Below are 24,940 nucleotides of genomic sequence, written 5' to 3'. Positions count from 1 at the left end.
GGACGGCCAAGCGGCGGGGTCCGCCACATCCACGCATCCTAGCGTCCCGGACCTGCGGGGCGGCCGACGTGCCCCGACTGTCAGAACCCCTTGCGCAGCGGCCGCCGTGGTGGCGGCAGCTCGTCGTCCGGCGCGGCGACGCGGTCGTAGGTCGCCAGCCAGCCGGTGGCGCGGTAGTCGCCGCGGCGGGTGAACACCGCGAGACCGGTCTCGGCGTCGGAGTCCGGGTCGGGCGGGTAGTCGAGGTCGGTGGTCGCCTTCGTGACGACGACGGGGCCGCGGACCTTGCCGCGCCAGGCGACCGCGGTCGCGCCCGCGATGCCGGACACGACCCCGCCCGCCGCCGTCGCGGTGATGCTCGCCCCGGTGGCCCGGTCGCGCAGCAGCGCGGTGTACCCGGCCTGGTCCAGCTCGCAGCCGGTCGGCGGGACGCCGGGCTTCCAGTCGGGGGCGCGCAGGCCGGACTCGACGGCCGAGCGCCACATGGCGGGCACCAGGTCCTTGGCGCGGGGGCGGGTGGCCATCTGCTCGCACAGCCACAGCAGGCGGCCGGAGCCGCGGTGCGGCGCGAGGTGGCGCCACCGGAGGCGCTGGTCCAGGTCGGCGGCGACGATCGCGATCCACGGGTGCACCGTGCCGAGCACGCCCTGCGCGGCCAGCCAGGACAGGTAGCGGGGCGCCTGGTCCATGACCGGGTGGATGGTGGAGAGCGGGATGCCCGCCACCACGCGGCGGGGCTCGCGGAACAGGTGCGGCGAGCGGGCGGCGAGCAGCAGGGCCGCCCACGCCAGGTCGCCCGGCGAGGTCGACACCGACGAGCCGAGGCCCTTGACCGACGTGGTGTGGGTGATCCGCGACGTGCGCCCGCCCGCCTTGATCGCGGTGGCGACGGCGGGCCGCACCTGTTCGGCCACCGGCACCCCGGCGAGCTCCGGGACGGCGACCGCGAGCACCAGGCTCAGCGCCTCCTCGGCGGCGTCCGGGTCCTGCGGCACGGGGAGCAGGCCGAGCGTGCGGCGCAGCCGCTGCCCGGTGTAGGTCGACACCATCATCCGGGCGGTCAGCCTGCCCAGCTCCGTGGTGGCCAGCACCAGGTCCTCGCCGCGCCGGACGCCGGTGAGGTGGCCCTCGGCGACCAGGAAGTCCACCGCCGTCTGCACGGGCTCCAGGTCGTCGTCGCCCTGGGCGTGGGCGAGGGTCTCCACCCACCACGCCTGCGCGTCGGCCAGCGTGGTGATCCGGGCCTGGAGCACCTCGGCGAGCACGTGGTCGGCCAGGCTGTCGTAGATCCGCGAGTACACCGAGTACCCGGCCACCAGCCGGGTCTGCCACGCGGCCCGCTCGGTCTCCTCGGTCAGCAGGTAGGACCACCCCTGGGTCTCCCCCGCGCCGATGCGGCCCGCGCGGCCGAACATCTGCTGCACGGTCGAGGTGTCCATCGGCTCGCCGCCGATCTTCGTGTCCCGCACGACCACGGCCCGCGCGGGCAGGTTCACCCCCGCCGCGACGGTGGACGTCGCCACCAGCACGTCGGCCTCGCGGCTGCGGAAGGCGCGTTCGGCGGCGTGCTTGTGGTCGTAGTCGGCGTAGTGCATCCGCACCCCGACCGACGCGCACACCTTCGTCAGCGCGTCGACGTCGTCGGCCGCCGCGGTGTGCACCGGGGCGCCCCGCGAGGCGGCGACCGCCATCGCGGTGGACCGGACGTTGCGCTTGGACCCGCAGAACACCAGCACGCTGCCCGCCTCGGCGGTGTGCCGTTCGGTCAGCTCCACCACGGCCTGCTCGCGCACCCGGTTGCCACCCGCGAACCCGGTGCTCGCCGGGAGCACCGGCAGCTGCCAGGTCACCCGCGACGGCCGCCAGGTCGTGGTCACCAGCGTGGCCTGCAACCACTCGGCGACCTCGGCGGCGTTGGACACCGTCGCCGACAGCCCGACGATCCGCACCGGCGACTCCGCGCCGCGCACCCGCGCCAGCAGCGCCTCCAGCAGCGCGCCGCGGCCGGGGCTGCCGAGCAGGTGGATCTCGTCGACCACCAGGCAGCCGACCTCGCCCAGCGCGGCCTGCAGCGACCCCGCGCGGCAGATGGCCTCGAACTTCTCGGTGGTCGCCACCCACAGGTCGGCCTCGCGGACCTTCGCCACGTCCACGGCGTACTCACCGGACAGGCGTTCCACCCGCAACCCGTTGCGCCGCCACGCTTCCAGCTCGGTGTTCAGCTCGTCGGTCAGCGACCGCTGCGGCACCAGCCACGCGGCCTTGCGGCCTTCCTCCAGGATCGACCGCAGGGCGGCCAGCTTCCCGATCGTGGTCTTGCCCGCGCCGGTGGGCGCGGCGATCAGCAGGTGCTCGTCGGTGTCCAGGATGTGCGGCGCCGCCTGGCTCTGGGCCGGGTTCAGCAGCGGGAACGCCAGGAACGGCAGCCACTCCGGCGGCACCAGCGCGGCGGCGGGCGTCGAGTCGGGCACGGTCGCCGGGTCGACGGGCTCGTGCAGGTCCCACAGCACCTCGAACGCCAGCATCGCCGCCAGCGCGCCGTCGCCGGTGACCTGGTCGCACCGGTCCGGCACGAGCCCGCCCACCTCGGACAGCCACGCGCCCGCGGTGACCGGCGCCAGTCGACCGCCCGGTCCGACCGAGGAGACCAGCTCCTCCTCGATCCAGTGCGGCACCGACCGGAACGGCACCTCGGCCTGCTTGAGCCGTTCCCGCAGGCCGTCGAACCGGGGCTGTTCGGGCAGCACGACCCGCGCGTCGACACCGGGCGGCAGCTCCGGAACGTCCAGGTGCGGGTCGACCGTCTTGCGCCACCACACCAGGCGGTGCTCGCACGAGTCCACCAGCGCCGTCGGCAGGACCGGGATCGACGCGGTCGGGGTCGCGGCGACGGCCGTCGACCCGGTGAGGATGGAGCGGATCCGGGCCGCCATCACCGCGGTCGACACCCGGCGCCGCGCCGGAGCGGGCGTCTCGGGCCCGGCGACCTCGGGTTCGGGGACCTCGGGCTCGGTGACGGCGGGCTCGGTGACGGCGGGCTCGGTGACGGCGGGTGCGGGCTCGACGGCCTCCGGCTCCACCGGTTCCGGCTCGACCTCGCGGACCGGCCTGGTGGGGCGGGCCGGTGCGACCGGCTTCGCCGGGGACGGCCGTTGCGCGACCGACCGCCGCACGACCACGGGCTCCGGGCGTTCGAGCGCGGCGAGCTGCGCCTCCTCCCGCAGCCGCTGCGCCACCGCCTCCGGCCGCAGCTCCCCCAGCACCGCCCGCTGCGCCAGCTGGAGCTCGCGCAACGTGAACGAGGCCGGGCACGCGGGGCACACCACCGCGGCCTGGAGCTGCTGCCGCCCCTTGTGCGGGTGCGACCGGTACAGCCCGTGCAGCTGCCCCTCGCAGCGCGGACAGCGGCGTTCGACCGGCATCGGCGAGAGCTGCCACCCCGGCTCGGCGTAGCGGGCCATGGCGGGCTCCGGCCGCACGCCCCAGCGCGCGAAGGCCACGCCCGCCACGGACGTGTCCCTCGACGGCGGCACCGCCGCGTCCTGGTCCACCCGATCGCCTCCCCCCGCGCTCGGGCGTCCCCGACCGGAACCGCGATGTTATGCCACCCGGAGGCGCGACGCGGGAGGTCGTCCGCCCGGTCGCCGCACTAGCCTGACCGCGTGACGACCGAGCTGGCCCTGCTGTCGCGGGTGGCCTTCCGCGGGCAGGAGATCACCAGGCCCCGGTTGCGGGGGCTGCTGGCGCTGCTCGCCGCCGACCTGCGCTCGGGCTGCGGCACCGGCAGGCTCGTCGAGGGGCTGTGGCCCGACGAGCTGCCGGACCACCCCGCGAAGGCGCTGCAGGTCCTGGTCTCCCAGGCCCGTGCCCAGCTGGGGTCCGAGGTCATCGTCCGGACTCCGGTGGGCTACCGGCTCTCGTTGGCGGAGGACCAGGTCGACGCCTCCGCGGTGCTGCTCCGGGCCGCCGCGAGCGCACAGCACTCGCGCTCCGGCGACCAAGCGGCCGCGCTCGACCAGGCCGAGGCCGGTCTCGCGCTGTGGGACGGGCCCGAGAGCTGGGACTCCCACCCCGCCGACCCGGTGTCGGAGCTGCGTTCCCAACGGGCCTCCACCCACCGCGCGCTCGTGCGGGCCCGAGCACTGGCGCTCGCCCGCCTCGGTCGCCACGCCGAGGCCGCGGATCCCCTCGCCGCACTGGTCGCCGAGCACCCGCGCGACGAGGAGGTGCTGGCCGAGCTGCTGCGCTGCGAGGCGGCGACGGTCGGCGCCTCCGCCGCGCTGGCCCGCTACGACGCCTACCGCCGGTCCCTGCGCGACGAGCTGGGCACCGACCCCGGCCCCGAGCTGCGCGCCGTGCACCAGGGGCTCCTGCGCGGCGGGACGCAGGCGGTCCGGCACCGGGTGCCGCACGAGCCCAACGAGCTGCTCGGCCGCGAGGACGACATCGAGGCCGTCACCGCCCTGCTGCGCACCTCGCGGGTGACTTCCGTCGTCGGCGCGGGCGGCCTGGGCAAGACCCGGCTCGCGCACGCGGTCGCCCGGCGGGCCGAGCAGCGCGTGGTGCACGTCGTCGCGCTCGCGGGCGTCACCGCGGCGGCCGACGTCGTCGCCGAGGTCGCGTCCGTCCTGGGGGTCGGGGAGACCACGATCGGCAGGGCGGGCAGGCGGGTCGACGTCGTCACCGGCATCGTCGACGCGCTCGGCCCCGGTCCCGCGCTGCTGGTGCTCGACAACTGCGAGCACGTCGTCGACGCCGCAGCGGACCTCGTGCGGGCACTGGTGTCCACCAGCGGGGACCTGCGCGTGCTCACCACCAGCCGCACCCCGCTGGGCCTGTCCTCGGAGTCGGTCTACCCGTTGCCGGAGCTGAGCCCGGCCACCGCGGTCGAGCTGTTCTCCCGGCGCGCCCGCGCGGCCCGCCCCGACGTCGACCTGCCCGACGACGTGGTGCGCGAGGTGTGCGGCCACCTCGACGGGCTCCCGCTCGCCGTGGAGCTCGCGGCGGCACGGGTGCGGGTCATGTCGGTCGCCGAGATCGCCCGCAGGCTCGACGACCGGTTCGCGCTGCTGCGCGGCGGCGCCCGCGACGCGCCACCCCGGCACCGCACGCTGCACGCCGTGATCGACTGGAGCTGGAACCTCCTCGCGCCCGAGGCCCGTGCGGCGGTGCGCGCGCTCTCGGTGTTCCCCGGCGGTTTCACCGCCGACGCCGCCCGCTACCTGGTCGGCGACGACGACGTGCTGGAGCAGCTGGTCGACCAGTCGCTGCTCAAGGTGTCCGACACCGGCTCGGGCACGCGCTTCCTGATGCTGGAGACCGTGCGCGAGTTCGGCGCCGCCCACCGGGAGGACGCCGGTGAGGCCGCCGCGGTGACCGACCGCTTCCTGGTGTGGGCCCGCGACTTCGGCGTGGCGCACCACGAGTCGCTCTTCGGCGCCGACCTGCTCGCGGGCGTGCACCGGATCAGGGCCGAGCAGGACAACCTGGTGCTGGCGCTGCGCCACGCGCTCGAACGCCGCGACGGCGCCACCGTCGCGGCGACGACCGCCGCGCTAGGCGGCCTGTGGACGACCGAGTCCAACCTGACCCGCGCGGCGACGCTGACCGGGGACCCGACGTGGGCGCTGTCGCACTACCGCCCCGAGCCCGCCTTCGTCGACGTCACCCGCACGGCCGTGGTCCTGTGCGTGATGAGCGGGTTCCTCTTCCTGTCGGGGCCGACCCCGGCGCGGTCGCTGGTCGCCCTGCGCGCGCTGCCGCCCGCGGAGCCGACCACGCTGATCCGGGCGGTGGACGCCCTCTTCCGGGCACTGGTCGGGGGCGCTCAGGACCTCGAAGCGCTGTGCGGCAGCGACAACCGGCTGCTCGCGGGGGTCGCCAACACGGTGGCGGCCTACGCGTTCGAGAACGACTACGACCTCGACAACGCGCTGGCGGCGGCCAGGCGGACGCTCGCCGCGTTCGAGGACGCCGACAGCCCGTGGCTGCCCGCGGTCGCGCACTCCCGGATCGGCGAGCTGTGCCTGCCGCTCGACCGGGCGGACGAGGCCAGGGGCCACTTCACCGCCACGATGACGATGCTGGAACGGCTCGGGGCTGGCCCGACCGCCGCCCGCGGGCGGTGGGCGGTGGTGCTCGCCAACCTGCAGTGCGGCGACGTCGACGAGGCCGAGCGCTGGCTGGAGCAGGCGGAGCTCGGCGGGGACGAGGTCGGCGACGTGCGGATGTTCGCCGCGGGCATGCGCGCGGAGATCCTGCTCGCACGGGGCGACACCGACGCGGGACTGCGGCTGTGGCGCCAGGCCGTGGAGCGGCTGGGGCTCGCCCCGGAGCTGTCGCGGGGGCGGGAGCCGTGGGAGTCGGAGGTGCGGACCGTCGCCGTCGTCGCCCACGCGAGGCACGGCAGGCTGGACCTCGTCCGGGAGGTAGCGGCCGCGACGCGCACGACGCTGACGGCCAGGCTCACGAGGTTCGGCGCGAGCCCCGTTCCGTCCTACTCGGACTTCCCGGTCAACGGCGCGCTGCTGGTGGCCGCGGCGATGCTGGAGCTCGACCACGCCGAACGCGCCGACGACCCGCGCGCCAGGGCGTCCGCCGCCCGGATGATCGCGCTGGCCGAGCGGTTCCGCTTCTCGCGGGGGTTCCAGCCGACCATGTCCCCCGCGCACACCAGGGCGACCGCCGAACGGGCCGACAGGTCGGCGTACGAGGACGCGGTGTCCTCCTACGCCGACCTGGGGTACGCCGACCTGCCCGCCGCCGCGCTGGCCCTGCTGGGGACTACCGCACGGGATCCCGCCTGAACAGCGCCCGAGCCCAGAGGTAGCCGACCACCGCGAGGCCGACGCACCACGCCACGGCCACGGCGGCGCTGCCGCCGACGGGTGTGCCCGCCAGCAGGCCCCGCAGCGTGTCGATGACCGGCGTGAAGGGCTCGTTCGCCGCGAACCAGCGCACCGGTCCCGACATCGAGTCCGGCGGCACGAACGCGCTGCTGAGGAACGGCAGGACCTGGACCACGAGCACGAACCCGCTGGTGCCCTCGGCGTTGCGGGCGGCGAGGCCGATCGCGACGGCCAGCCAGGTGAGCGCGAGGACGAGCAGCACGAGCAGACCGGCCGCCGCGAGCCACCCGACCGGGTCTGCGGCAGGCCGGAACCCCAGCAGCAGCGCGACGAGCACGACCAGCACGGCGCTCGCCACCGTCCGGATCACCGCCGCGCCGACGTGCCCGACGAGCACCGAGGCGCGGAAGACGGGCATCGTGCGGAACCGGGCGATGATGCCCTCGGTCATGTCCCTGTTCACCGCCAGCGCCGTCGACTGCGACCCGTAGCCCGCGGTCATCAGGACGATGCCGGGCACCAGGTAGTCGATGTAGTCGCCGTCGTGCACGGCACCGGTGACGCCCGCCCCCATGGCGCTGCCGAACACGCCGACGAAGAGCAGCAGCATCACGATCGGCACCCCCAGCGACATCATCACCATCGCCGGGTAGCGCCGCAGGTGCCTCAGGTTGCGCCGCAGCATCGTCGCCGAGTCGTTCACGGCGTGCGGGAACGTGCTCATCGGACGCTCTCCTTCACGGTCGTCGCCTGCCCGGTGAGGGCGAGGAAGACGTCGTCGAGGTCGGGGGTGTGGATCGACAGCTCGGCCACCTCCACCCCCGCGTGGTCGAGGCCGCCGAGCAGGTCCCGCAACGCCCGGACGCCGCCGTCGCCCGCGACCTGGAGGGTGAGCTCGTCCTCGTCTCGGGGCGCGTCGCCGAGGACCGCGGCGGCCGCGGCGAGCGCCGTGGTGTCGGCGAACCGCAGCAGCACGTGACCGCCGGGGACGCGGCGCTTGAGCTCGTCCGGGGTGCCCTCGGCGACCACCCGGCCGTGGTCGAGGACCGCGACCCGGTCGGCCAGCTCGTCGGCCTCCTCCAGGTACTGGGTGGTGAGGAAGATGGTGACGCCGTCGGCGACGAGACCGCGGATGACCTGCCACGTCGTGCGGCGGCTGCGCGGGTCGAGGCCGGTCGTCGGCTCGTCGAGGAAGATCACCCTCGGGTCGCCGACCAGCGTCATGGCCAGGTCGAGCCGACGCCGCATGCCGCCGGAGTAGGTGGCGGCAGGCTTCCCGGCGGCCTCGACGAGGTCGAAGCGGGCCAGCAGCTCGTCGGCGCGGCGCCGTCCCGCGGCCCGGCCGAGGTGGCGCAGGTCCGCCATCAGCACCAGGTTCTCCCGGCCGGTGAGCAGGTCGTCCACGGCCGAGAACTGCCCGGTGACGCCGATCGCCGCGCGGATCCCCTCGGGGTCGCGGGCCAGGTCGCGGCCCGCGACCAGGACGTCGCCGCCGTCGGGGCGGATCAGCGTGGACAGGATCTGCACGGTCGTCGTCTTGCCCGCCCCGTTGGGGCCGAGCAGGGCGAAGACCGCGCCCTGCGCGACCTCCAGGTCGATGCCGTCGAGCACGACGTGGTCACCGAACGACTTGCGCAGCCCGGTGGCCCGGACCGCCGGTTGGGGCGCGGTGGTGGTCACGTCCCTCCTCCCGTGGTGGTGGCCCTGGTGGCCACGGCACGGGAAGCGTGCGCGGTCGGGGGTTCAGCGCGGTTGCACCGCGGTTCAGACCGGTTTCAGCCCTTCACCGCGCCCGCCGTCATGCCCGCCACGATCCGGCGGTTGGCGACCAGGAACGCCAGCAGCGGCGGCACCGTGATCAGCAGGATGTTGGTGAACAGCAGGTTGTACTGGGTGCCGTACTGGCTCTGGAAGTTGTACAGCGTCAGCTGCACGGTCACGTTCCGGTCGCCCGGCAGGAAGTACAGCGGGTTGGTGAAGTCGTTGTACACCACCACCGACTGCACCAGGACGGCCGTGACCGCGACCGAGCGCATCAGCGGGAAGACGACCAGGAAGAACACCCGCAGCGGGCCCGCGCCGTCGATGACGGCGGAGTCGTCGAGCTCGCGCGGCACGGTGGCGAGGAAGTTGCGGAACAGCAGGACGCAGAACGACAGGCCGAACGCCACCTCGACCAGGATCAGCCCGGTCATCGTTCGGAACAGCCCGAGGCCTTGTAGCACCCGGATGGTCGGCACGACGGCGGGCGGGATGATCAGGCCGGACAGCACGAGGAAGTCGACCAGCCGCGTCCACCGGCTCGGGCGGCGTTGCAGCACGAACGCGGTCATCGCCGCGAGCACGACCATGACCGCCACGCTGGCGACGGTGAGGATCGCGCTGTTCGCGAACGCGATGACCAGCGTGTAGTCGCGGGCGGTGACGACCTCGACGAGGTTGCGCGCGAACCGGAACTGGTGCGGCCAGGAGAAGTCGAGCTCGGCGGCCTGGGCGCGGTCCTTGAACGCGGTGAGCACGACGAACGCGAACGGCACCAGGAACACCACTGCGGACACCAGGATCGCGGTGCCGCCCAGCACGTGCCTGCCGCGCGGCCTCACAGCTCGACCTGCTTGCGGCCCAGCAGCAGCGAGAGCGGCAGCACGACCACCGTCACCACCAGGAACAGCACGACGTTGCCCGCGGTGGACAGCCCGTAGAACCCGGCCTGGTACTGCTTGTAGATCACCGACGCGATCACGTCGGAGGTGAAGCCGGGGCCGCCGCGTGTCATGGTCCAGATCAGGTCGAACGACCGCAGCCCGCCGATCAGCGACAGGATGACGACCGTGACCGTCGCCGGCCTGCACAACGGCAGCAGGACGTGCCAGAAGGCGGCGAACCGGCCCGCGCCGTCCACCGTGGCGGCCTCGAAGTACTCGCGCGGGATCGACACGATCCCGGCGATGTAGATCAGCGTCGCGAGCCCGACCCCCTTCCACACGTCGACCAGCGCCACCGACAGCAGCGCGTAGGACGGGTCGGTCAGCCAAGCGGGCCCCTTGATCCCGATGGCGGCGAGCCCGTCGTTGATCAGCCCGTCGCCCGGCCGCATCAGGACGGTGAAGGTGATGCCCACCCCTATGGTGCTGACCAGGACCGGGAAGAACACCACCGAGCGCAGGTAGGCGCGGCCGACCACGTCGGAGGTGAGCAGCACCGCCAGCGGCAGCCCGAGCACGACCTTGAGACCGGAGGTGACCACCGCGTAGACCGCGGTGTTCGTCATCCCCTTGACCAGGGCGGGTTCCCGGAAGAGCACCGCGAAGTTCTCCAGGCCGATGAACTCGTGGTCGAACAGCGTCCACCTGGTGAGGCTGAAGTAGAACGACGCGACCGTCGGCGCCAGGAAGAGCGTCCCGTAGACCACCGCGGCGGGCAGGTAGAACCAGTGCGGGTACACCGACCCGGCCCGGTGTCGGCGCGCGATCGCCACCCCGCTCACCAACCCGGTAGTCCGAGCTGCTTGGCCTGCTTCTCCACGTCGCGGTCGTAGAGGGCGGCGCCGTCGGCGGCGGAGCGGATGCCGGACCCGACCTCGACGGTGATCTGCTCCAGCGCGGGGCCCTTGACGGGCGAGACGAACTCGAGCGCGGGAGTCGTGCCGCCCGCGGCGGCGAAGTACGGCAGCATGTCCTTCACCGCGCGCGGCAGGTCGTCGGGCAGCGGGCAGTCCTTCACCACGTACGGGCCGGTCGGCGCGTAGGCCTTGGTCTGCGCCGCGCAGCCCTCGGGGCTCGCGACGAAGGCGAGGAACCTCTTGGCCGCGGCCAGCTTCTCGCCCCCGGTGGTCTTGGGGATGTAGATCCCGGACGGGGTCCACACGGTGAGGCCGTTCTTGGCGGCGTCGTCACCGGGCAGCGCGAAGAACCCGATGTCGTCGACCTTGTCCGGGTGGTTGGCCACCAGCGTGCCGACGACGAACGTGAGGATCGGGAAGTGGGCGCCCTGCCCCGCCGCGAGCAGGCGCAGGCCGTCCTCGTACTTGGCGGAGGCGAAGTCCGGCGACAGGTACCCGGCGTCGTGGACCTCCTGCAGGCGTTGGAAGCCCTTGAGCGCGGCGGGCGACCTGGCGTAGCTCGTCCTGTTGGCCGTGTAGTCGTCGGCGAAGCGCGGTTCGGCGGCGGCGACGTTGTGGTAGTCGGCGAGCACGAACATCTGGGAGGTCCAGGTGTCCTGGTAGGTCTGGACGACCGGCGCGACGCCGGCGGCCTTGATCTTCGCGTTGTTGGCCATGAACTCGGCCCACGTCCTGGGCACCTGGAGGCCGAGCCTGCTGTAGACGGCCCGGTTGTAGAGCACCCCTCCGCCCATGGCGCCGCCGATCGGGACGCCGAACACCCCGTCCCCGGCGGACACGGTGGGGAAGAAGGTGTCCTGGACGTTGGCCAGAAAGCCCTCGCCCTTCAACGAGACCAGCGTCTCGGCGGGCTTGAGCGCCTGGAGCAGCGACCCCGAGTTGTAGAGGAACACGTCGGTCATGTCCCCGGTGGACAGCCGCGTCTTCACGACGTTGTCGCCCTCGCCGCCCTGGGGCCGGACCTCGACTTCCACCTGCACGTCCGGGTACTTCTCGCCGAACGCCTTGGCCAGCCCCTCCGCGGGGCGGACGCTCGCGTCGGAGTTGTCGACCAGGAACGTCAACGAGACCTTGCCGTCGCCGGAGCCGAGGTCACCGGGACTGCACGAGGCCAGGGCGAGAGCCGTGACGAGGACGGCGGCGACCACGGTCCACCGGGGTCGGCGTGGCGGCAGTGCTTTCATCGTGACCTCCGGGGCCGGGTGCGGTTCAGCGGTCGGCGTCGACGGGCGGGGCGAGCAGCCCGTCCACGCGCGACCGGAGCTCGGTGGGGACCGGCGCGAGCGCGCCGGGCCCGAGTGCGGCGACCAGCGCCGAGGCGGGGGCGCCGAGGTGGGGCAGCAGCCTGCCCGCGGCGCGCGCCTCGCCGTCCACGACTCCGGCGGCGACGGCGGCCTCGACGACCGCGGTCCACGTCGGCCGGTGGTCGAGCACGTCGCGGACCGTGGCGTCGGCGGGCAGACCCCGGTCCGCGGCGACGGGGTCGGGCACGGTCCACTCGTGGGCGCCGTGCCCCACGACGACCGGGTCGGGCCGACCGGGCACGTGCACGGTGGCCGTGGTGCCGACCGGGACGACCACGCCCAGCACGAGCGTCCCGTCCGCCCTGCTCCAGGACACCGACGCCGCGCCGTAGGGCGTGAGGTGCCGGGCCGACGCCCAGGTGAGGTCGGGGCCGATCAGGGGGCGGACCAGCAGCTCGCGGTAGCCGGGACCGGCGGGGGCCAGCCCGGCGACGGTCCGGTGCAGCCAGTCGGCGACCGCGCCGAGCGCGTAGTGGTTGAACGAGGTCATCTCGCCGGGGTTGACCCGACCGTCGGGCAGCATGCTGTCCCAGCGCTCCCACACCGTGGTCGCGCCCATGGTGACCGGGTGCAGCCAGGACGGGGCCCCGGTCTGCGACAGCAGCCGGTAGGCGACGTCGAGGTGCCCCGAGGCGGTCAGCGCGTCCATCACCAGCGGCGTGCCGATGAACCCGGTGCCGATCCGGAACCCGGCCCCGCGGACCAGGTCCGCCAGCCGGTCGCCCGCACGGGCGCGCTGCTTGGCGGTGGGCAGCAGGTCCCACACCAGCGCCAACGCGTAGGCGGTCGGCGAGTCGCTGAGCACCCGGCCCGCCGCCGTCACGTACTCGCGGGCGAACGCCTCCCGCACCCGCGTCGCCAACGCGGCGTACCGCGCGGCCGCCTCGTGCGCGCCCAGCAGCGCGGCCGACTCGGCGACGAGCAGCGCGGAGCGGGCCAGGTGCGCGGTGGCGACCACGTCGGGGTCGGTCTTGGCCGCGAACGGGTCGTCCGGCGGCGCGTCGGGGTCGAGCCAGTCGCCGAACTGGAACCCGCCGGACCAGAGCCCGTCCTCCCCCGCGAGCCCCGCCGCGTGGTCCACCCAGGCCCGCATGCTCGGCCACTGCGAGCGCAGCAGCGCCAGGTCGCCGGTGCGCTGGTGGACGACCCACGGCACCAGGACGGCCGCGTCCGCCCAGCCCGCCGCGGCCCGCGGAGCGTCGGGCAGCACGTCGGGCACGACCGACGGCACCGAGCCGTCGTCGTGCTGGCCCGCGGCGAGGTCGGCCAGCCACGACGTGAGGAAACCCGCGCTGTCGAACAGGAAGCACGCGGTGGGCGCGAACACCTGGATGTCGCCGGTCCACCCCAGGCGCTCGTCGCGCTGCGGGCAGTCGGTCGGCACGTCCAGGAAGTTGCCGCGGGCGCTCCAGACCACGTTGTCGTGCAGGTGGGCCAGCAGGTAGTCGGAGCACTCGAACCAGCCGGTGCGGCGCAGGTCGGTCCCGATGACGACCGCCCGCACGTCCTCGGCCCGCAGACCGGGGACACCGGTCACCTCCGCGTAGCGGAACCCGTGGAACGTCAGCGAGGGCTCCAGGACGGCCCGGCCGCGCGCCGCCACGTAGCTGTCGGTCGCGCGGGCCGAGCGGAGCGGGCGGACAGCCAACTCGCCGTCCTCCAGCACCTCCGCGTGCCGCACCACCACCTCGTCGGCGAGGTCCCGGTCGCCGACCTCCAGCCGGACCCAGCCGACGACGTTCTGCCCGAAGTCCACCAGGGTCGCGCCGGACGGGGACGTCCACACCAGCACGGCGGGCACCACGGCGGTCACCCGCACCGGCGGCCCGTCCGGGGCGACCAGCCGGTCCAGGCGGCTGTCGAGCACGTCCACCGGCCCGGCTGCCCAGCTCGTCGGACGCAGGTCGGTGCGCTGCCCGTCGTAGAGGTCGTCCGCCACCACGCCGCTCTCGTACGCCGTCCACGAGCCGTCGGTGGCCAGCACGTGCACGGTGCCGTCGACGGTGGTCACCTCCAGCTGGGCCAGCAGCGCGAGCCGGTCGCCGTAGGTGGCGCGGCCGCCGTCGAAGCCGAGCCTGCCCCGGTACCAGCCGTTGCCCAGCAGGACCTCCAGGACGTTCACGCCGGGGCGGACCAGGTCGGTCACGTCGTGGGTCTGGTAGCGCAGCCGGTGCTCGTAGCCGGTCCAGCCGGGCGCCAGCACGTGGTCGCCGACGCGCTCGCCGTTGAGACCCGCGACGTAGACCCCGTGCGCGGTGGCGTAGAGCCGGGCGGACACGACCCCGTCGGGCACGGTCAGCTCGCCGCGCAGGATCGGGGCGGGCGCGTCCAGCCCACCGATCGCCCGCGGGCTGACCAGGCGCGCGGTCCAGTCGGTGGCGGACAGCAGTCCCGCCTCGACCCAGGTCGGGTCGCTCCACGGGGACCACTCGTCGTCGCGGACGCGGACGCGCACCCCGACCCGTTCCCGCGACACCAGCGGCGCGCCCGGCCACCCGACCAGCACCTGGTCGGCCGACTCGACCCGGAACCGCCGCGGCGCACCGGTCCCGCGGGTGAGCTCCACCTCGTAGGCCCGCTGGCGGAACCCCTCCTCGGCCTCCGGCACGCACCACGACAGCCGCGGTCGCGCGTGTCCCGTCCCCAGTGCCGGTCCGGGGTGGTGCTCGAACCGGAGGTCGGTCGGGGCGGCGGCGCCGGGCATGGGGCTCCTCGATGGTGAAACGATTCAACAGGCGGCCCCACGACGCCGTTAACGGAGGGTGTCGCGGGGGTTTCTCGCCTAGATCGTGGGCTGGCGGCCCGCGCGGTGCTAGCCCGTGGTGCACCGGTGGTAGCACGATCTTCACCTCGGCCACCGGGACGTCGTAGGGTTGGCCGGCATGGACGGCTTGCCCGTGGGCAACGCGAACGACCTGCTCCACTTCACCGACGGGTCGCTGGCCTACGCCGGGCGCCACCGGCACGACACCGGCCACCGCCTGCACACCCACAGCTTCGTCGAGGTCGCGGTGGTGACCGGCGGCGAAGGCGTGCACGTGTCCCCCGACGGCCACCGGCCGGTCCGCGCGGGCGACGTCCTGCTGCTGCGCCCCGGCGTGTGGCACGGGTACGAGGAGTGCACCCGGCTCGACGTGTTCAACTGCTGCTTCTCCCCCGAGCTGCTGCACCGCGAGCTGGCCTGGACGCGCGAGGACCCGCTGCTGGGCTACCTGCTGTGGACCGGCCCGTACTCGGCCGAGCGGCGCGGGATGCTCACGACCAGGCTGCCGCCGGAGGCGTTCGCGGAGTGCGTGGGGCACCTCGACGCGTTGGCGGAGCTGCGCTTCCGCGCCGCGCACCTGCACCGCGGCGACATCATCGGGCGCCTCGCGCTGTTCCTGAGCGCTGTGGCGCGCACCGTCGCGGGCGACCGCGAGGCCTCCGCGCACCCGACGCACCCCGCCGTCGTGCACGCCATGCGGCTGATGGAGGCCAGGCCGGAGTACCGGTGGACGCTGTGCGACCTGGCCGACGAGCTGCACCTGGCGCAGGGGTACGTGGTGCGGTTGTTCAAGAACACCACCGGCCTACCGCCGATGGCCTACCTGTCGAGGCACCGCGTCGAACTGGCCGCGGGCCTGCTGCTGCACACCGACCAGCCGATCGCGCAGATCGCCCGGTCGGTGGGGTGGCCGGACCAGAACTACTTCGCGCGGCGCTTCAAAGTCCACTTCGGACTGAGCGCGTCGACCTACCGGGCTCGGTTCGGCCAGTCCTCCGTGCGGTTGGAGGCCGCGATCGCCGTCGGGGCGGGCGGAGGCTGACGCCGCCGCTCCGCCCCGTGTGCTTCGGTCCGCACTGAAACAATGGGAATGACAACAGTCCGCACGACGCGTCAGCCGAGGAAACCGCCCTTCAGCTTCTTCTCCTTGGCGAACCGGGCGCGCATCGCGGGCCGCGTCACGAACCAGAGCAGCGCGGCCAGGACGGCCGCCTGGGCGACCTGCTCGACCCGCATCCACCACGGGTAGCTGTCGGACAGCACCAGCGACAGCAGGCCCAGCAGGCCGCCGATCGAGATCCAGAGGACCCGGCGGTAGGCGGCGCGGTGGCCGCGGCGCAGCCGGTAGCCGACGCGCAGGTACATGGCGGACACCAGGAACACCCCGGCCACGCGGAACCACACCTGCTGGTGGAGCACGGACCGGAACCGCTCGACGTCGGTGCCGGGCGGCAGGACCGCGTGCGCCAGCTGGTAGTCGACCAGGCTGTCGCGGAGGACGAACACCAGGACGGTCAGCACCACGCTCAGGCCGAGGTTGGCGAACAGCAGGACGAAGACCGTCCGCAGCTCGGGTGGCACGGGCCCGTCGGCGGGGTCCGCGGGAGCGGTGACGCGAGGGGCCTTCGGCAGGCCGGTGTCCATGGTTGCCTTCTTCCGCCGGGTCCGAGCGCCGATCGCCGGACTGGGACCATCGTGTCGGCCCGGTGGTGCCCGGCGCATCGGTCGCCGAGCGACGCGCACCCCTCCGGAAGTCGACGATCCGCGCGGCCCGGCCTACGACTTTCGGACCGCACGCGTAGCCGGTCGGCCACCTGTGGGCACCGCCGGACCGACCTAGACTGGGGCCGTGGCCACTGTGGACAGCGCACCGGACGCACCCGCTTTCGGCTGGTGGCGGACGCCGCGCGGGGCGGCGCTCGACGTCGTCCTCGCGCTCGTCGTCACGGTGCTGCCCGTCGCGACGTGGCTGCTGGCCGTGCGGGTGGCGCCGTTGCTGCCCGCGGTCGCCACCGCCCAACCGGCCATCGCGGCGCAGACGGTCTCGTTCGCCTCGGCCTTCGCCCACCTCGCCGGGTCGGCCTTCGACCTCACCCTGGTGGCGCGCCGCCGCTTCCCCGTGGCCGTCGCGCTGGTGGTGGTCGCCGCGGAGGCGTTCGGCCACTCGACGCTGCTGGGGCTGACGATCGCCCTGTACACCCTCGCCGCCTACGGGACGTCGCGGGCGGTGCTGGCCGGGATCGGCCTGCTCGCCGTCGTCGCGGGCCTGAAGCCGTGGACCTGGGCGGACATCCCCAGCACCGCCGAGCTGTTCGTGGTGCTGGGGTTCACCGGCGTCATGGTCCTGGTGGCCGTCGTCCTGCCGGTGGTGCTGGGCCTGTACCTCAACGCCCGCCGCGGCCTGATGGCGTCGTTGCGGGAACGGGCGAAACGGCTGGAACGGGAGCAGACGCTGCTGGCGCGGCAGGTGCGGACCGAGGAGCGCACCCGGATCGCCAGGGAGATGCACGACGTCGTGGCGCACCGGGTGAGCCTGATGGTCGTGCACGCGGGCGCGCTGGAGATGAAACCGGACCGCGAGCCGGAGACGGTGGCCGAGGCCGCGAGCAAGATCGCCGACATCGGCAGGCAGGCGCTCGGCGAGCTGCGGCAGGCCGTCGGCGTGCTCAAGGTCGACAACGCCGACGACAGCGCGCCGCTGGCCCCGCAGCCGACGCTGGACGACCTGGCAGAATTGGTCGAGCAGTCGCGCAGCGCGGGAGTGCCGGTCGACTACCGCGTGGAGGGCAGGCGGCGGCTGGCGAACGTGGCGGAGCGGACGGCGTACCGCATCGTCCAGGAGGGTCTGACCAACGTGCACAAACACGCGTTCGGGGCGCGCACCGAGATCTCGCTGCGCTTCCTGCCCGACCGGCTCGAGGTGAGCGTCCGCAACGACGCGCCGCGCCGGTCGACCGGCATCGACCTGCCCAGCGGCGGGCACGGGCTGGCCGGGCTCAAGGAGCGGCTGACGCTGGTGGGCGGCGAGTTCGAGTCCGGTCCGTCGCGCAACGGCGGCTTCCGGATCGCGGCCCGCATCCCGATCGCGGTGCCCGCCGGATGATCCGGGTCCTGATCGCCGACGACGAGGAGCTCATGCGCGTCGGCCTGCGCACGATGCTGGAGGCCGACGACGACATCAGCGTGGTCGCGGAGGCCCGCAACGGCGACGAGGCCGTCGCCGAGGCGCGGCGGCACCGGCCGACCGTGGTGCTGATGGACATCCGGATGCCCCAGTCCGACGGGCTCACCGCGACCAAGGCGCTGGCCGCGCTGGCCGAGCCGCCGAAGGTCATCGTGCTGACCACGTTCGACCTGGACGAGTACGTGCACGCGGCGCTGCGGGCGGGCGCGGTCGGCTTCCTGCTCAAGGACACCCCGCCGCGCGACCTGATCAAGGCCGTGCACGTGGTGGCCGACGGCCAGGCGATGCTGTCGCCGTCGGTGACCCGCAACCTGATCTCGGCGTTCGTCGAGCGCGACTCCCCCGTCGGCGACGACGCCCGCAACCGGCTCAAGGCGCTGACCGACCGGGAGCGCGAGGTGCTGGCCCTGGTCGGCCGGGGGCTGTCCAACACCGAGATCGGCGAGCAGCTGCACAACAGCCAGGCCACGGTGAAGGCGCACATGAGCCGCCTGCTGACCAAGCTCGACCTGTCGAACCGGGTGCAGGCCGCGATCCTCGCCCACGACGCGAACCTGGTCGAAGGCGGCTGACCTGCGCACTGATCCCCCCGGCGCGGCGGTTGACCGGTCACTCTGCCTGTTGTAGTAAGGAGGGGACCCGCGCGACACCGCTGTCGACAGGAGCCCGACCATGGACGTGGAAGTTCTCGGACGCGTGCTCAGCACCCTGCCCGAAGACGACGACCACCCCTACCGGACCGGGCCGTGGCAGGGGCAGACCGCGGAGTGGCGGGCCGACAACCTCGCGGTCGAGGGCGAGATCCCCGCCGACCTCGACGGCGTGTACCTGCGCAACACCGAGACCGCGCTGCACCCGGCGATCGAGCGCTACCACCCGTTCGACGGCGACGGCATGGTCCACGTCGTCGGCTTCCGCGACGGCAAGGCGTTCTACCGCAACAGGTTCGTCCGCACCGACGGGTTCCTCGCCGAGCAGGAGGAGGGCCGCTCGCTGTGGTCGGGGTTCATCGAGGACCCGAACAAGGCGGTGCGGCAGCAGGGCTGGGGCGCGCGGGGGCGGATGAAGGACGCCTCCAGCACGGACGTCGTGGTGCACGCCGGCGTCGCGCTGACCAGCTTCTACCAGTGCGGCGAGCTGTACCGGCTCGACCCGCTCACCCTGGACACGCTCGGCAAGTCCGACTGGCACGGCGAGTTCCCCCGTTCCGAGGGCGTCAGCGCGCACACCAAGGTGGATCCGCACACCGGTGAGCTGCTGTTCTTCGGCTATGGCACCGAGGCCCCCTACCTGCACTACGGCGTGCTCGGCGGTGACGACAAGCTCCTGCACCACACCGGTATCGAGCTGCCGGGGCCGCGGCTGCCGCACGACATGGCGTTCACCGAGAACTACGCGATCCTCAACGACTGCCCGCTGTTCTGGGACCCCGAGCTGCTCAAGCAGGGCGCGTACCTCGCCCGCTTCCACCGCGACGTCCCGCTGCGCATCGGCGTCGTGCCGCGCCGGGGCACCAACGCGGACGTGAGGTGGTTCGAGGCGGACCCGACGTACGTGCTGCACTGGGTGAACGCCTACGAGGAGGGCGACGAGATCGTCCTGGACGGGTTCTTCCAGGGCGACCCGATGCCGAAGGCCGACGGTGAGACCGGCAGCCACCGCATCTACCGCGGCCTCGCCCTCGACCGCCTGCAGACCAGGCTGCACCGGTGGCGGCTCGACCTCGTCACCGGGCAGGCCAAGGAGGAGCGGATCTCCGACAGCATCACCGAGTTCGGCATGATCAACGCCGCGCACGGCGGCCGCCCGTACCGCTACACCTACGCCGCGACCGGCGAGCCGGGGTGGTTCCTGTTCAACGGCCTGGTCAAGCACGACGTGCTGACCGGCGCCGAGGAGCGCTACGCGTTCGGCGACGGCGTGTTCGGCAGCGAGACGGTGATGGCGCCGCGGCCGGGCGCCACCGGCGAGGACGACGGCTACCTGGTCACGATCACCGTCGACATGAACCGGAACCTGTCCGAGTGCCTGGTGTTCGACGCCCGCGACGTGGCAGGCGGCCCGGTGGCGCGGGTTCGGCTGCCCGAGCGGGTGTCCAGCGGGACGCACGCCACCTGGGCCGCCGGGGCCGAGCTGCCGGGCTGGCGGAAGGGCGACGATGCCGCCGCCTCCCTCGGTCTCTGAGGACGTCCGGGTCACCGACCTGCCCGCGGGCGGGCGGAACCCGATCGGCGTGGCGCTGGGGCTGCTCGGCGACGAGTGGACGCTGCTGATCCTGCGCCACGCCTTGCAGGGCGTGCGGCTCTACGGCGGGTGGATGCGGGAGCTGCCGATCTCCAACGCCGTGCTCACCGGCAGGCTCGGGCGGCTCACCGAGCTGGGGCTGCTCGACCGCGTCGCCTACCAGCGGCGGCCAGAGCGCTTCGAGTACCGACTGACCCGGCGCGGCCGCGGTGTGTGGCCGATCCTGCTCGGCATCTGGTCGTGGGAGCTGTCCTGGGTGCCGCGCTACACCGAGGCGCTGCCCGGCATGCGCCACCAGGTGTGCGGGGAGCTGTTCTCCCCCGTGCTGGTGTGCGGCGCGTGCGGGGAACCGGTGGGGCCGCGCAACCTCGTCGGCGGGTTCGGCCCGAGCGGCACGTGGGAGCGGTCCATGCCGTCGGCGACGACCCGGCGGCGCTCCTCCGGCGCCCAGCGGGCCGGGTTCTTCCCGCAGACCACGGCCCTGGTCGGCAACCGCTGGTCGTGCGCCCTGCTGGGCGCGGCCTTCCAGGGCACCCGCCGGTTCAGCGACTTCGAACGCCAGCTGTCCGCGCCGCCCGTGATGGTCGCCGACCGGCTGCGGACGTTCGCCGACCTCGACGTCATGACCCCCGACTACCGCCTCACCGCCAAGGGCCTCGCGTTCTTCCCCGTCGTCGTGCACACCATGGACTGGGCCCAGACCTGGTTCCGCTCCCCCGAGGGCCCGGCGATGGTCTACACCCACCGGACCTGCGGACACCCCTTCGAGCCCCGGTACCGCTGCTCGGTCTGCGCGGTGCGGCTGCGCGGCGGGGCGATCGACCGCGTGCCCGGCTAGCTCGGTGTCACCTCCGCCTCGCACTGGTGGACCCCGCGTCCGCCTTCCCTGCCCCTGATGGGCGGACGCGTCAGGCGTCGACCCGGTACAGGGCGGCCTGGCCGGTCGACGCGGTCAGCCCGCCGTCGACCGGGACGTGGGCCCCGTTGACGTACCCGGCGTCGGGCCCGGCCAGGAACGCGACCACCCCGGCGACCTCCGCGGGCTGCCCCGCCCGCCCCATGGGCACGCGGTCCGCGAAGCGCGCCAGCAACGGGGACCCCTCGGCCAGCGCGTCGCGCAGGAACTGGCTGCTCAGCGTCACGCCGGGGTGGACGGCGTTGACCCTGATCTCGCCGCCGTGGTCCAGCGCCATCACGTCGGTCAGCCTGGCCAGCGCGCCCTTGGTCATGTTGTACCCGGCCTGTCCCCAGTCCCCGCCGAGCGCGCTCACCGACCCGACGTTCACGATGCACCCGCGCACCGCCCGCAGGTGCGGCAGCGCGGCCCGCGAGGCGTAGAACGCGCCGTCGACGTTGGTGCTCATCATCGTGCGGTAGGCGTCCGGGTCGAGCCCCTCGACGGTGCCGGGGATCGCCACGCCCGCGTTGTTGACCAGGACGTCCAGCCGCCCGAACCGCTCGGCCACCCCGTCCAGCGCGGCGGTGATCGCGGCGGGCGCGGAGACGTCCGCGACCGCGATGTGCATGTCCGCGCCCTCGGGCCCTTCCTCGACGGTCCGCCGGAGGGTCGCCTCGGTGCGGCCCAGTACCACCACGGTGTGACCGTCGGCGGCGAACCGGTGCGCGATCGCCACCCCGATGCCGGCACCGGCACCCGTGACGACGACGACGCGACCGGAGTTCTGCTGGTTCACGGATATCCCTGTCCTTCTGCTCGGGCATTCGTCCTGAACGCCGCTGGGTAGCCTAGGAAGGACGGCCGCGCGCACGCTTGGACGGCGCCGCCGTCCGGATGGGAGATCGGCGCCAGGAGATGGCGGGAAATCGCAAGGGGTGCGTCGTGGAATCCACCGCAGCGGACGGGAACGCGTCGGCGGGCGCGTTCTCGTTGGACTCCACCGTCCCGAATGCCGCGGCGCACGGGTTCGCCGCCTTCCGCGACGGCTGGGAGGCGGAAGTCGGCGCCGGGTTCCCGCTGCCCGCGTTCAGCCCGGCCACGACCGCCGACTTCCGGGTCAGGGGCCGGGCCGCCAGGGTGCGCGACGTGGCGGTGACCGACGTCCACGGCACGACGCCCATCCGCACCGCGAGCGTCCTCGGCGGCACCGAGGACCAGGTCCGCCTGGTCGTAGTGCGGCGCGGCGCGTGGACGCTGGGCGGGCCGCACGACCGCACCGCGTACACCGTGCGGGCCGGGCGGTTCCTGCTGCGGCACGTGGGGAGGCCGTCGCACTTCCAGACGGAGCCGGGCACCACCGCGAAGATCCTCGTGCTGCCCACCGCGACGCTCGCCCCACTGCTGGGCGACCGGATCGTCACGGGGCTGGCGGACTCGGCCGAGGTCCGGTTGCTGGTGGCCCACACGAACATGGTCCACACGACCGTGGCCGACCTGGGTCCGGCCGGTCTGCGGGCCGTCCGCAACACGCTGGTCGAGCTGGCCAAGGCCGTGGCGCTGCGCCGGTTCGACGACGTGGAGCCACAGCTCGCCCCCGCGCTCACCCAGGCCGCGAAGGACCTGGCGGACAGCAGGCTCACCGATCCGGGGCTGTCCTCGGAGGTGCTGGCCCGTGAGCTGCACACCTCCGCGCGCACGCTGCAACGGGCGTTCGCCGCGACCGGCGAGTCGGTGACCTCCTACATCCGCCGCAGGCGGCTGGAGGAGGCCGGGCTGGCCCTCACCGCGCCGACCGGCCCGTTGAGCGTCTCGGAGGTCGCCGCCCACTGGCAGTTCTCCGACAGCAGCCACTTCACCCGCGTCTTCAAGAAGCACTACGGCCGGACGCCCACCGAGTACACCCGCGCCACCGGATCGCACGACGGCTGACCCACACCGCCGCGGCACATCGGCATTCTTTCGCCATTCCCGAAAAGGCGGGGAACACCCCTCCACCGCCTGTCCGGAATGGTCGCGGACGTGCTCCCAAATGGGACGAGGCCACCCCAGGACGAACGCGCTACCGCCGCCGCATAAAGTGCCCCCCACCCTGTGCGCCGACCACTCGGCGCGGCCGGCAGGAATGCGGAACACCTGCCTGCCGAATGCGGAATGAACGGTCTGCCCCGAAAGGACCCTGCATGGCGATCCGAGTCGTGCCCACCACCGTCCGCCAGCAGGTCTCCCGCCTGGTGGAGGTCACCCTGATCCTGCTGGGACTGGTCTCCGTCGCGATGCCGACCGTGGACCTGCGGGTCCTGGTGTGCTGGGACCTCGTGGCGGTCCTCTACCTGGTGATCCGCTGGCAGCGGGTCCGGCGGAGCAGGCGGTCGCGGACCGACGACCCCGCCGACCGCCCCGACTGGCTCGGCAGCCTGATGAGCAAGCGGGGCGGCTTCGCGTTCACCCTGCTCACCAGCCTCGTCGGGATCACCGCGGGCCTGAACATCGTGGTCAACGACCTGCTCAGCGACCCCACCATGAAGGCGCTGGTCAAGCCGGTCGGCGTGCCCGCGGTCATCGCGGCCTGGATGATCCTGCACTTCGGGTACGCCGAGCGGTACGCGCACCAGTTCTACGAGGACCCGTCCGTGCGGCCGCTGGTGTTCCCCGAGCTCACCCGGCCGGCCATGCTGGAGTTCGCCTACCTGTCCTTCACGATCGGCACGTCGTTCGCCGTGTCCGACGTGGAGGTCCGGGACTCCCGGATGCGGGCGCTCGTGCTGGGCCACAGCGTGCTGTCGTTCTTCTACAACACGGCGATCCTGGGCATCGCGATCGGCGTGATCAGCGGCTCCGTGGGCTGAGGGTCCCGTCGCCCACGACGAAGCTGACGGTCGTGGTGGTGCTGCCGCCGATGTTCAACGTGGCCGCGCGGCGGGCGCCTGGCACCTGGTAACCGCCCGCCTGGTCGGTGACCTGCTTGTAGGCGTCGACGAGCATCCGCACGCCGGTCGCGCCCACCGGATGCCCTCCCCCGATCAGTCCGCCGCTCGGGTTCATCGGGATCCGGCCGCCGATCTCCAGGTCGCCGGACTCGACCGCCTTCCAGCTCTCGCCGGGCGCGGTGATGCCGAAGTGGTCGATCGCGGCGTACTCGCTCATCGTGAAGCAGTCGTGCGTCTCGACGAGGTCGAGGTCGTCGACCCCGCCGATGCCCGCGCGGCCGAACGCGTCGCGGATCGTGTCCCGGACGTGCGGCAGCACCAGCGGGTCGTCGGCGCTGCGGGCGAGCTTCTGCTCCAGCGACAGCCCGACCGTGCGGTGGCCCCAGCCGAGCACGCGGGCCCGCGGCCGGGCGGCGACCTCCGGGTGGTCGGCCAGGTAGTCGCCCGTCACCAGCACGACCCCGGCGGCGCCGTCGGTCATCGGCCCGCAGTCGGCCTTGCGCAGCCTGCCCTCGACGAACGGGTTGGCCTCGTCGTCGGCGCTGAAGCTCCGGTCGGTGAACGACCACGTCCTGGTCTGCGCCAACGGGTTCGCGCGGGCGTTGCGGGTGTTCAGCTCGGCGATGGCCAGCAGGTGCCCGCCGTCGATGCCGTAGCGCCGGTCGTACTCGTCGGCCAGCGCGCTGAACATGTGCGGCCACAGGTACTTCGCGTCCTGCCCCTCGTGCCCGACCCACGCCGCCGCGCCCATGTAGCGGGCGCCGACGTCACCGGGCACCGTCTTCTCCAGCTCGACCCCGAGCACCAGCGCGGTGTCGTACCGCCCGGACTCCAGGTCCGCCATCGCGGCCAGCGCCGCCAACGACCCGGACGCGCACGCACCCTCATGCCGGGTCGCGGGCACACCCCACAGGCCCGGCTCCACGGTCGCGGGCAGCGCCCCGAAGTGCCCCTGCCCGGTGAACAGCTGCCCGAACGCGTTGCCCACGTGCACGACACCGACCTGGTCGGCCCGCAGGTGGGCCGCGGCCAACGTCTCCCGCACCGCCTCCGCCGCGATCCCCGCGACGTCCAGGCCCTCCCGGCTCGCGTTGCGCGCGAAGTCCGTCTGGTACCCGCCGACGAGCCAGATCTCCGTCGCGGTCATCG

18 protein-coding genes are annotated in these 24,940 nt (G+C 73.7%); 8 read left to right on the top strand and 10 right to left on the bottom strand.

Translation table 11 applies throughout. The annotated features are described in order from the left end of the window. Nucleotides 1-80 precede the first annotated feature (80 nt). The gene (locus CLV43_RS43705) at nt 81-3,551 is read right to left on the bottom strand and encodes a DEAD/DEAH box helicase (protein WP_245887478.1); all 3,471 of its coding nucleotides are present in this window, start codon (nt 3,549-3,551) and stop codon (nt 81-83) included. Nucleotides 3,552-3,662: 111 nt separating this feature from the next. On the opposite strand from CLV43_RS43705, the gene CLV43_RS43700 reads away from it, so the two are divergent. After that, entirely contained in the window at nt 3,663-6,806 is a 3,144-nt protein-coding gene (locus CLV43_RS43700; RefSeq protein WP_106196383.1) for an ATP-binding protein, read from the top strand. On the opposite strand, the gene CLV43_RS43695 is transcribed toward CLV43_RS43700, so the two are convergent. The 6 genes from CLV43_RS43695 to CLV43_RS43670 all read right to left on the bottom strand — a co-directional run bounded on the left by CLV43_RS43695 (nt 6,784) and on the right by CLV43_RS43670 (nt 14,478). Then, nucleotides 6,784-7,572 carry an ABC transporter permease gene (locus CLV43_RS43695; protein WP_106196381.1) on the bottom strand — a complete coding sequence of 263 codons (789 nt, stop codon included), beginning with the start codon at nt 7,570-7,572 and terminating at the stop codon, nt 6,784-6,786. The genes CLV43_RS43700 and CLV43_RS43695 overlap by 23 nt on opposite strands. Further along, nucleotides 7,569-8,528: an ATP-binding cassette domain-containing protein gene (locus CLV43_RS43690; RefSeq protein ID WP_106196379.1), complete on the bottom strand. Its 960-nt coding sequence runs from the start codon at nt 8,526-8,528 to the stop codon at nt 7,569-7,571. Before CLV43_RS43690 ends, CLV43_RS43695 begins: the two co-directional genes overlap by 4 nt. A 95-nt stretch (nt 8,529-8,623) precedes the next feature. Continuing rightward, nucleotides 8,624-9,451 carry a carbohydrate ABC transporter permease gene (locus CLV43_RS43685; RefSeq protein ID WP_106196377.1) on the bottom strand — a complete coding sequence of 276 codons (828 nt, stop codon included), beginning with the start codon at nt 9,449-9,451 and terminating at the stop codon, nt 8,624-8,626. Then, on the bottom strand, nt 9,448-10,326 hold the full coding sequence (locus CLV43_RS43680) for a carbohydrate ABC transporter permease (RefSeq protein WP_211304845.1): 879 nt from the start codon (nt 10,324-10,326) through the stop codon (nt 9,448-9,450). Before CLV43_RS43680 ends, CLV43_RS43685 begins: the two co-directional genes overlap by 4 nt. Nucleotides 10,327-10,331: 5 nt before the next feature. Next, nucleotides 10,332-11,654, bottom strand: a complete 1,323-nt coding sequence (locus CLV43_RS43675; RefSeq protein WP_106196374.1) for an ABC transporter substrate-binding protein — start codon at nt 11,652-11,654, stop codon at nt 10,332-10,334. A 25-nt stretch (nt 11,655-11,679) separates the two neighbouring features. Continuing rightward, nucleotides 11,680-14,478 (bottom strand): alpha-L-rhamnosidase, encoded by a 2,799-nt coding sequence (locus CLV43_RS43670; RefSeq protein ID WP_106196372.1) that lies wholly within the window; start codon nt 14,476-14,478, stop codon nt 11,680-11,682. Nucleotides 14,479-14,656: 178 nt separating this feature from the next. On the opposite strand from CLV43_RS43670, the gene CLV43_RS43665 reads away from it, so the two are divergent. Further along, entirely contained in the window at nt 14,657-15,580 is a 924-nt protein-coding gene (locus CLV43_RS43665; protein WP_106196371.1) for an AraC family transcriptional regulator, read from the top strand. A gap of 71 nt (nt 15,581-15,651) precedes the next feature. On the opposite strand, the gene CLV43_RS43660 is transcribed toward CLV43_RS43665, so the two are convergent. Beyond that, nucleotides 15,652-16,182 (bottom strand): hypothetical protein, encoded by a 531-nt coding sequence (locus CLV43_RS43660; RefSeq protein WP_106196369.1) that lies wholly within the window; start codon nt 16,180-16,182, stop codon nt 15,652-15,654. Between the two features lie 205 nt (nt 16,183-16,387). Between CLV43_RS43660 and CLV43_RS43655 the strand changes: the two genes are divergently transcribed. The 4 genes from CLV43_RS43655 to CLV43_RS43640 all read left to right on the top strand — a co-directional run bounded on the left by CLV43_RS43655 (nt 16,388) and on the right by CLV43_RS43640 (nt 20,804). Beyond that, nucleotides 16,388-17,641, top strand: a complete 1,254-nt coding sequence (locus CLV43_RS43655; protein WP_106196367.1) for a sensor histidine kinase — start codon at nt 16,388-16,390, stop codon at nt 17,639-17,641. Then, complete coding sequence (locus tag CLV43_RS43650; protein ID WP_106196365.1) at nt 17,638-18,294, top strand: response regulator; 657 nt, start codon at nt 17,638-17,640, stop codon at nt 18,292-18,294. Before CLV43_RS43655 ends, CLV43_RS43650 begins: the two co-directional genes overlap by 4 nt. A gap of 100 nt (nt 18,295-18,394) precedes the next feature. After that, a complete protein-coding gene (locus CLV43_RS43645) occupies nt 18,395-19,906 on the top strand; it encodes a carotenoid oxygenase family protein (protein ID WP_106196363.1) in 1,512 nt (503 codons plus the stop codon). Continuing rightward, nucleotides 19,881-20,804, top strand: a complete 924-nt coding sequence (locus CLV43_RS43640; protein ID WP_106196361.1) for a winged helix-turn-helix transcriptional regulator — start codon at nt 19,881-19,883, stop codon at nt 20,802-20,804. Before CLV43_RS43645 ends, CLV43_RS43640 begins: the two co-directional genes overlap by 26 nt. Nucleotides 20,805-20,874: 70 nt before the next feature. Here CLV43_RS43640 and budC read toward each other — a convergent pair whose 3' ends face one another. After that, on the bottom strand, nt 20,875-21,660 hold the full coding sequence (gene budC, locus CLV43_RS43635) for a meso-2,3-butanediol dehydrogenase (protein ID WP_211304844.1): 786 nt from the start codon (nt 21,658-21,660) through the stop codon (nt 20,875-20,877). 146 nt (nt 21,661-21,806) lie between these two features. Between budC and CLV43_RS43630 the strand changes: the two genes are divergently transcribed. Then, nucleotides 21,807-22,793, top strand: coding sequence for a helix-turn-helix domain-containing protein (locus tag CLV43_RS43630; protein ID WP_211304843.1), 987 nt, complete (start codon nt 21,807-21,809; stop codon nt 22,791-22,793). Between the two features lie 251 nt (nt 22,794-23,044). After that, nucleotides 23,045-23,710, top strand: coding sequence for a DUF1345 domain-containing protein (locus CLV43_RS43625; protein ID WP_106196360.1), 666 nt, complete (start codon nt 23,045-23,047; stop codon nt 23,708-23,710). On the opposite strand, the gene CLV43_RS43620 is transcribed toward CLV43_RS43625, so the two are convergent. Beyond that, a complete protein-coding gene (locus tag CLV43_RS43620) occupies nt 23,691-24,938 on the bottom strand; it encodes an acetyl-CoA acetyltransferase (RefSeq protein WP_106196358.1) in 1,248 nt (415 codons plus the stop codon). The genes CLV43_RS43625 and CLV43_RS43620 overlap by 20 nt on opposite strands. Between the last annotated feature and the right edge of the window lie 2 nt (nt 24,939-24,940).

It is taken from the genome of Umezawaea tangerina, from assembly GCF_003002815.1.
Taxonomy (GTDB): Bacteria; Actinomycetota; Actinomycetes; order Mycobacteriales; family Pseudonocardiaceae; genus Umezawaea; species Umezawaea tangerina.
Note: the sequence above shows the minus strand (reverse complement) of the source record. Positions and strands in the feature narration are given on the sequence as shown.

Excerpts from the sequence above, each read along its gene's own strand:
- CLV43_RS43660 (WP_106196369.1), bottom strand. The coding sequence starts at position 16,182 with ATGGACACCGGCCTGCCGAAGGCCCCTCGCGTCACCGCTCCCGCGGAC.
- CLV43_RS43675 (WP_106196374.1), bottom strand. The coding sequence starts at position 11,654 with ATGAAAGCACTGCCGCCACGCCGACCCCGGTGGACCGTGGTCGCCGCC.
- CLV43_RS43670 (WP_106196372.1), bottom strand. The coding sequence starts at position 14,478 with ATGCCCGGCGCCGCCGCCCCGACCGACCTCCGGTTCGAGCACCACCCC.
- CLV43_RS43650 (WP_106196365.1), top strand. The coding sequence starts at position 17,638 with ATGATCCGGGTCCTGATCGCCGACGACGAGGAGCTCATGCGCGTCGGC.
- CLV43_RS43640 (WP_106196361.1), top strand. The coding sequence starts at position 19,881 with ATGCCGCCGCCTCCCTCGGTCTCTGAGGACGTCCGGGTCACCGACCTG.
- CLV43_RS43645 (WP_106196363.1), top strand. The coding sequence starts at position 18,395 with ATGGACGTGGAAGTTCTCGGACGCGTGCTCAGCACCCTGCCCGAAGAC.
- CLV43_RS43665 (WP_106196371.1), top strand. The coding sequence starts at position 14,657 with ATGGACGGCTTGCCCGTGGGCAACGCGAACGACCTGCTCCACTTCACC.
- CLV43_RS43695 (WP_106196381.1), bottom strand. The coding sequence starts at position 7,572 with ATGAGCACGTTCCCGCACGCCGTGAACGACTCGGCGACGATGCTGCGG.
- CLV43_RS43620 (WP_106196358.1), bottom strand. The coding sequence starts at position 24,938 with ATGACCGCGACGGAGATCTGGCTCGTCGGCGGGTACCAGACGGACTTC.
- CLV43_RS43625 (WP_106196360.1), top strand. The coding sequence starts at position 23,045 with ATGGCGATCCGAGTCGTGCCCACCACCGTCCGCCAGCAGGTCTCCCGC.